Source organism: Streptococcus cristatus (assembly GCF_003943815.1).
Classification (GTDB): Bacteria; Bacillota; Bacilli; order Lactobacillales; family Streptococcaceae; genus Streptococcus; species Streptococcus cristatus_F.
In genome coordinates, this window is sequence record NZ_RJNA01000025.1 from 1 (window position 1) to 7290 (window position 7290).

General features: G+C 34.0%; 6 protein-coding genes and 1 pseudogene. 3 read left to right on the forward strand and 4 right to left on the reverse strand.

From position 1 onward, the window contains the following. Nucleotides 1–60: 60 nt before the first annotated feature. A pseudogene (locus tag D8872_RS10295) lies at nucleotides 61–412 on the forward strand (helix-turn-helix domain-containing protein). A 125-nt stretch (nucleotides 413–537) separates the two neighbouring features. Then, nucleotides 538–1416, forward strand: a complete 879-nt coding sequence (locus tag D8872_RS10300; protein WP_125390850.1) for a LysR family transcriptional regulator — start codon at nucleotides 538–540, stop codon at nucleotides 1414–1416. A 605-nt stretch (nucleotides 1417–2021) separates the two neighbouring features. Here the strand turns inward: D8872_RS10300 and cadX are convergent. From cadX to D8872_RS10320, 4 genes are all read right to left on the reverse strand, one after another. Continuing rightward, nucleotides 2022–2360, reverse strand: coding sequence for a Cd(II)/Zn(II)-sensing metalloregulatory transcriptional regulator CadX (gene cadX / locus D8872_RS10305; RefSeq protein WP_049501100.1), 339 nt, complete (start codon nucleotides 2358–2360; stop codon nucleotides 2022–2024). A 17-nt stretch (nucleotides 2361–2377) separates the two neighbouring features. Continuing rightward, nucleotides 2378–2986, reverse strand: a complete 609-nt coding sequence (locus tag D8872_RS10310; protein ID WP_312023930.1) for a CadD family cadmium resistance transporter — start codon at nucleotides 2984–2986, stop codon at nucleotides 2378–2380. Between the two features lie 705 nt (nucleotides 2987–3691). Further along, nucleotides 3692–5794, reverse strand: coding sequence for a heavy metal translocating P-type ATPase (locus tag D8872_RS10315; protein WP_125390852.1), 2103 nt, complete (start codon nucleotides 5792–5794; stop codon nucleotides 3692–3694). 19 nt (nucleotides 5795–5813) lie between these two features. Next, nucleotides 5814–6263 (reverse strand): CopY/TcrY family copper transport repressor, encoded by a 450-nt coding sequence (locus tag D8872_RS10320; RefSeq protein ID WP_125390853.1) that lies wholly within the window; start codon nucleotides 6261–6263, stop codon nucleotides 5814–5816. A gap of 843 nt (nucleotides 6264–7106) precedes the next feature. Between D8872_RS10320 and D8872_RS10335 the strand changes: the two genes are divergently transcribed. Next, nucleotides 7107–7290 (forward strand): IS110 family transposase (locus tag D8872_RS10335; protein ID WP_142999579.1); only part of this gene is annotated, 184 nt, incomplete at its 3' end.

Genomic DNA, 7290 nt, shown 5'->3' on the forward strand with positions numbered 1-7290 from the left:
TACAATACTTCGTATTTTTTAAGGTGTTTTTTTGTCATACAAAACTTGTATTCTATTTATATGACAACTAAAAACTATTTACAACAATATATTTCCAAAAAAGTGAAATAATTTTCGAACACAAAACAAAATGAGCCAGGAAGAACTTTCGGAACAAGCGGGACTTGGGCTTAAGTATATCAACCAACTCGAAAACCAAAATGTGAATCTAACCATTCACAGTCTTGAAAAAGTGATTGACGCCCTAGATATGACCCCAGAGGAGTTTTTCAATTTTGATAGCCTTGAATCAACCTCTGATAAGACTGACAATCTTTCACTCAAAAGAATCAACATGAAGATTAAACAGCTCCCTATTGATAAACGAGAAAAGATCTTGGTCATTTTTGAAAGTATCTTAGATAATCTTTGATATCCCTGACTCACTTACATTTTAACCAGCGAATACTCGTATAGTCAAATTGTAGGATACGGATAAAATTTATTTATCTGGTGATTTCCACTTATTCTTTCTCCAATTAATGAAAGTGAGCCCATATGAATTTAAAAGATCTACAATATTTTTATGACCTCTGCCAGCTTCAATCCTATACGGAAGTAGCAAAACAACATAAAGTCAGCCAACCATCTATTTCTTATGCCATCAAGCGCTTAGAGGAATCTTTTAATTGCAAATTGATTCACCATGATCCTTCACATCGCTCCTTTAAACTAACTAATCAAGGACAAATCCTTCTGAAGCATACAGAACTGATTTTACCTGAGGTCATTTCTACTCGCAAAGAAATTAATCGCTCTTTGGCGCATTGCTCTACTGTAGGATTCCCTCCTATTATCATTCAGTATCTTTTCTCTGTCTTAAATAAAGAAACTGAATTTGATTTTTTAAAAAAGGTACGTCCTATTCGTGGTGGATCCGTAGAATTATTAAACCTTCTCCTTAAGGGAGAACTAGATGCGAGCTTACTCGGATTGATTGAACCACTTAATCATCCTTCAATAGAGACGCATGAACTCTTTCATAAAGAACTGTATGTCGTTTTATCTAAGAACCATCCTCTTGCTACTGCTCCTTCCCTTATTTTTGAAGAATTAGTAGATCAATCCTTTATACTCTTAGACGAACACTTTGTTCACCTGAAAGCTTTTGAACTACTTAATCAAAAGTATCAAAACAAGGCAGAAATATTCTTTAAGAGTGACGACATTATCATTATTAAAGAACTTTTAAAGAAAGGGATTGGCGTAAGTTTACTGGCTGATATCGCACTTTCTGATGAAGATGATGATTTAATAAAAATCCCTCTAATACCAGAGGACCGGATAACATTTACAGTTTATTACGCTTATCTCAAATCAGCTACACTGTCTTCAGAAGTAGAAGCCTTATTTAATATCATTAAATCATATGAATAGAAAAAACTCTAACTATCAACTACCTGATAGCTAGAGTTTTTTACATTATAGGTATTAGACTAAAGTACGAAGAAATAGGATATTATCGCCGAATTTTTCATTTACCTGATACCATTCAACGAGATTCCCAATTATAAATCTACAAAGTGTCGATAAAAAAGAACACCCCGAAAGGTGCTCTTTGTATGTATTGTAATTCTCTCGAATTAACGTTTACTAAATTGTGATGCTTTACGAGCCTTTTTCAAGCCTGGTTTTTTCTACATTATGATATTTATGGTAAATTATCACTGAAATCAAGTTCTTTTAAGAGATAAATCCTCAATTTTTACATATATAACCCTTTTAAAAATAAAGAGGTTATCAAAGGGTTATCACTTTTTAGTTTTCGGAGCTTATGTAATTGAAAAATACGAAATACTGTATCATAAAGATAATGTACAGTTTAGCAACAAATACACAGTTTCTTCATGCCAGTGCAATTTCTTTTTCTATCCTGAAGATATTTAAATAGTTCTATATATTATTTCTTGTGAGTAATTTTCATCAAAAAATTTCATAGATAAGTCCTATATATAATCATGGTAAAGTAGTAAAAATAGTTGTTATCCTAGTTGATTAAAAAAGTCTTTGATTTCCTCATCTTTTATAAAATAATATATAATTTTCCCCTCTCTTCTAGTATCCAAGATGTTTTGATTGGCTAGTTTACGAAGATGGTGGGAGGCAGATGCCATACTGAGATTTAGTAAACAGGCTATATCACAGACACAGAGTTCTTCGACGGCAAGGAGATAAAAGATGATATTTATCTGTTTATTATCGGTAAATTTTGATAAAATGCGAAGTGATTTTTGGACTTTTTCCTTTTCAAGGTAGTTCGTTGCGGTTATAACATTTTGTTGATTTATAACATCCACTTGACAGATACTATCTTTTTTCATAATTTTTTCTCCTAGCCTTACACAGCCCATAGCATGTCAAAGCTGTTGTTTTCAATCAGGATATACATCCCCAATCCTAAATATACAACGGCAATAAACCATCTGCTATATTTTTCCAAAGTTTCTCCAACAGAAGGGACTTGTGCTAATTTTTGGGCAGAAAAAACCAAGAGATAAATCATGACTAGAAAAGTAAGTAAAGTCACTATCATATTCGCTAAATTTAAGGTGGTAAAATATGGGACAAAGACACCAATATTGTCAGCGCCACAACTTGCAAAAGTAATCATAGCCACTAGAAAAATCAGGTTTTTATTGTCTTTTCGCAAACCATCTTTTGCAATAGCTTCTCCATCAGAATCTCCTAAAAGCAAAACTTTGAGGCCTAGGAAAATTGGAATCAAACCGAGTAAACCTAAAATCTCTTTACTAGGAATATAATTTAAGACAAATGCAAAAAGCAAACTTAGGAATATTAGACTAACAGAGCCTAGAAATTGTCCAAAATAGATGTTAATGATGTCCTTTCTGCTTTTTCTTTTGGCAAAAAATAACATTAGGATAATAAGTAAGTCTACGGCTGTCCCAGAATACAGGATTATTGAAGTAACAATATTTTGAATCATAAAACACCTCATTCAAATATATTTTTGAATGTATTCTAACATTAAACTTTGTAGATGTCAACTTAAAATCCANCAATTAATAATTGCATGTCAATATTTGTATTGTGAAACTAGTTTCAGAAATATATAGTCTTAAAGTATGTCCACGCCAATGGTTTTTTCAATATTTAAGAGGAGATTTATAATGGTTCATTTCTATAAATTTATAAACGAGTTATATATTTTGTTTAACCAATTATTAACTATTTTTATCAATAATCTCTTCATTAATTTGTACTTTTTAACTTTGATTTATTTTTCGTGCATATTTTATATGAATTTAATTCTAATACATTTTAAATAAAAAATACGCAATTTTAATTGGCACTGACCCCCGTAAATGAGAATTAAATAAAAACACCTCCAAGTTGGATTTGGTACAATATAATCAAATGCTCATGGAGGTGGCTTTTTATGGTTAAAAAACGTGTGNAGACGGTGGTATTATTGTCAAGAAAATAGAATAACAAGCTATAAAACTGTCGAAATAGGTGGCTTTTAGGATTTTAACAGAAATCAGTTCTATAATAAATTAAAAATCGTGTTGGTAGAAAAATCGTCTACTTCTACCAACACGATTTTACAAAGAGCCATTACTTACATCTCTTTTTCTCCTGTAAAACTATTGTATCTTGATACTTTAAGGAGTTTCAATCATTCGATCTGTTAACCGTTATTTTTTGGATCTAAACGTAATAACATAGCATTAATGGCGACGATGACTGTTGACACAGACATTAGGATTGCTCCTAATGCAGGGCTTAATGTGATACCAATAGGAGCCAAAATTCCTGCAGCTAGAGGGATAGCTATAAAGTTATAACCAGCTCCCCAAAATAGGTTTTGTTTCATTTTACGAGTTGTTTTGTGTGCTAATTCAATGAATGATTCAATATCTCCTGGATCTGATTGAGTCAATATGACATCAGCTGAATCCAACGCAACTTGAGTTCCAGCACCTATAGCTATACCAACATCTGCTAAGGCAAGAGAAGGAGCATCATTTACACCATCACCTACCATGATAACTTTCTTTCCTTCATCTTTAAGTGTTTTAACTAACTCATATTTGTCTTGTGGAGATTGATTTGATCTATATTCAATCCCTAAATCTACTGCCGCGCCTTGAGCCGCTTTTTCATTATCACCTGTTGCCATAATTGGTCGAATATTGTTCTTTTTAAGAGCTTTAATTAACTCTTTACTCGTTGGTTTTAATTCGTCCCCTAAAGCTACAGCACCAATGGCATCATCGTTTTCTACTAAGACACTAAGAGTTGCTCCTTTTGGAGTATCCATATCAAGATTACGTCCATAGGCTTTTTGACTGATTAATTGGTAACGGTGCCCACCTGCTTTACCCTCTACTCCAGAACCAGAAATCACATCAATCGAATCAAAAGATGCTGGACGTATATTTTGCTGCTCGGCGAAACTTATAATTGATTGAGCAATTGGGTGGCTAGATCCTCCTTCAATACCTGCCAATAAGGCAATGATTTCCTCTTTTGTATATTTGTCATTAAGAAGTTTTACATCTAATACTTTAAATTCACCAGTTGTTAAAGTACCCGTTTTATCTAAAATCATCACATCTGCATCTTGAGCTATTTCTAAGGCTTGGCGGTCTTTTACTAGTAAGCCACGGCTAGCTCCTAAGCTTGTGCTACGGGCGGTTACCAATGGAATAGCCAGACCCAATGCGTGCGGACAAGCAATAACTAATGTAGTAATAGTAAATATAACTGCCGTTGGGATATCTCCAATAATCATCCACACTACAAAAGCAATTAGCGCGACAATAACAGCAATATAGAAGAGCCACCCTGCAACCTTTTGCGCAATATTTTCTGCCCTGGAAGGCTGACTTTGAGCTTGGCTGATTAAATTCTGTACTTGAGAGATAAAGGATTGATCACCTGTCTCAAGCACTTTAATATAAAGAACCCCTTCTCCATTTGTTGAGCCCCCGATTACTTCATCGCCAGGGCCTTTTTTTACTGCTTTTGACTCCCCAGTTAGAAGAGCTTCATTTAAACGTGATTCACCACGCTCGATAATCCCGTCTGCTGGCACATTTTCTCCGGCTTGAACACAAATTAAATCACCTATCTTTAAGTCAGCAACTGGTCGTGTTTCAATTGAATCGTCTTCTAATACAACGTGAGCATCTTTCGGCACTAACTTAGCCAATGCTGCTTGTGCGTCTCCTGCTTCTCCAATAGCTTTCATCTCAATCCAGTGACCTAATAGCATGATTAATAGTAATGAAGCAAATTCAAAGAAAAAGTCCATCACGTGTTCACCCGTTACGTAGGTAATGATCACAGCATAAATACTGTATAAATATGAAACACTTATACCTAAAGAAACGAGTGCCATCATTCCAGGTTTTTTTTGTTTAAATTCGTCAACTGCACCTTGATAGAATGGACGTCCACCATAAATAATTAATATAGTAGATAAAATAGCTACTACAATATCATAATATGGAAAAGTAAACTGGAATGGTAGTTTAAATCCATGTATAGGGGATAAGAGCATAATAATGAATCCTAGTGGCAATGACTTTAAGAAAAGTTCCTTAAAGTTTCCGTGATGATGGTGGTCATGCCCACTGTGCCCGCTGTGATCATGCCCAGCATGATGTACTTGATGTTGATCCTTATGGTATCCATGTTCATCTGTGATTCCATGCTCGTGTTTTAACTTATCCATGTCGTCATAATCATGGTGATTATGGGACGAATATTTGTTGTCATTATTCATTTTAAATTCCTCCTTATGCTTAATGATGATGTAAATGACATTCGCATTGTTCTTCTGGACAATTGCAATCCACTTCTTCTACTGCGAAAGATTTTTTCATCTCTAATATTTTTTCTAGTCGATCTATATCATCGAAGCTTAAAACATGATCTTCAATGATGCTTCCTATTACATTTCCGACTTTCTTATTGCAAATACGGTTAAAAATATCTTCTGCATAATTCCTTACGGCTTCTTTCTCTTCAATATTGGCAGTGTAAATAAACTTTCTACCTTCTTTCTCTGTATTTAGTACGCCTTTTCCAACTAATCGACCTAAGATCGTTTTGATAGTGGATTGTGTCCAGTCCATTTTTTCTTGCAATACGGAAATGACTTTTTTACTAGTTACTCGATCATTTGCCCAAACTACACGCATGACTTCCCATTCTGCATCTGTGATATAAGTATTAAGTTCTATTGTGCTCATTCTCCTTTCCCTCTCGTCGTTTACAAATGTAAACAAATATGTTCAAAACAAGTTTACCATTGTAAACGAATTATGTCAAGTCTTTTTATTAAATTCTCACTTTTTGGGGTCAGTCCCTTAAAACATGCTATTTTTATCATTGATAAATATTAATAGCTAACTTTCCGAAAAACAACTATTTTTTATACAAAAAAGACATCCAAGAGAAAATTCTTGAATGTCTGTAAACGTTGATAGTATCGTATTGATTAACGTTTTGAGAATTGTGATGCTTTACGAGCTTTCTTAAGACCTGGTTTGGAAAGTATGAGTTTTAATTGGATTAAAAACAGCGTAATATCAAGGCTTTTCAGAATGATATCTACTGATTAATTTCATAAAATTTGAATCAATATTTTTTAAATAGGGGAATAGTTTAGTTCTGTAAGTATTAAAATAATACACCTACAAAGCTTATTATATCAGATTTCCCCGTTTTAGAAAAATAAATAGAGATTAAAACAATATCTAGATTTTCCAAAAATTCTTTGTCAAAACTCATGAAAAGGAATTCAACCATCCATATCATCTAAGGAGGATAGTCAAGACAACGGTATGAAACATACTAAGATTAGTAGTGAAGAAATCTCCGACGCGAGAGAGTACTCACTACTTTTTCTTTATGTTAAAGTAGTGGTGTCTTGTAAAGTCGTGGGGCTCTATGGCGCTAGACGTCGTTTGACAAACTGGCAAGACACCTTGTTTTAGGTGGAGTTTGATCAAAGTATGTAGGACGCTAGACGTCGCGTATTGAAAATAAAATCACTAAAACATGGAATTATTCAAGACAAAAGAGGTAATGTCATGCGTGTAGTATTTGGAATTGATGGCAGTAAAACAAGTTCTGAGGTGGCCATTTTAGTCAACGGTGAGAAGGTTCATGGCTACACCATACTCAATGATGCCATTGGATTCAATCGCCTGTTGGGCGACTTGAAAACTGTTCATAACCCTGAGATTATATTTGAGGCTACAGGCGTCTATTCTC

What these genes read in the sequence shown, in the direction of transcription:
- D8872_RS10300 (WP_125390850.1), top strand. Translation starts at nt 538, where the DNA reads ATGAATTTAAAAGATCTACAATATTTTTATGACCTCTGCCAGCTTCAA.
- cadX (WP_049501100.1), bottom strand. Translation starts at nt 2,360, where the DNA reads ATGAAAAAAGATAGTATCTGTCAAGTGGATGTTATAAATCAACAAAAT.
- D8872_RS10310 (WP_312023930.1), bottom strand. Translation starts at nt 2,986, where the DNA reads ATGATTCAAAATATTGTTACTTCAATAATCCTGTATTCTGGGACAGCC.
- D8872_RS10315 (WP_125390852.1), bottom strand. Translation starts at nt 5,794, where the DNA reads ATGAATAATGACAACAAATATTCGTCCCATAATCACCATGATTATGAC.
- D8872_RS10320 (WP_125390853.1), bottom strand. Translation starts at nt 6,263, where the DNA reads ATGAGCACAATAGAACTTAATACTTATATCACAGATGCAGAATGGGAA.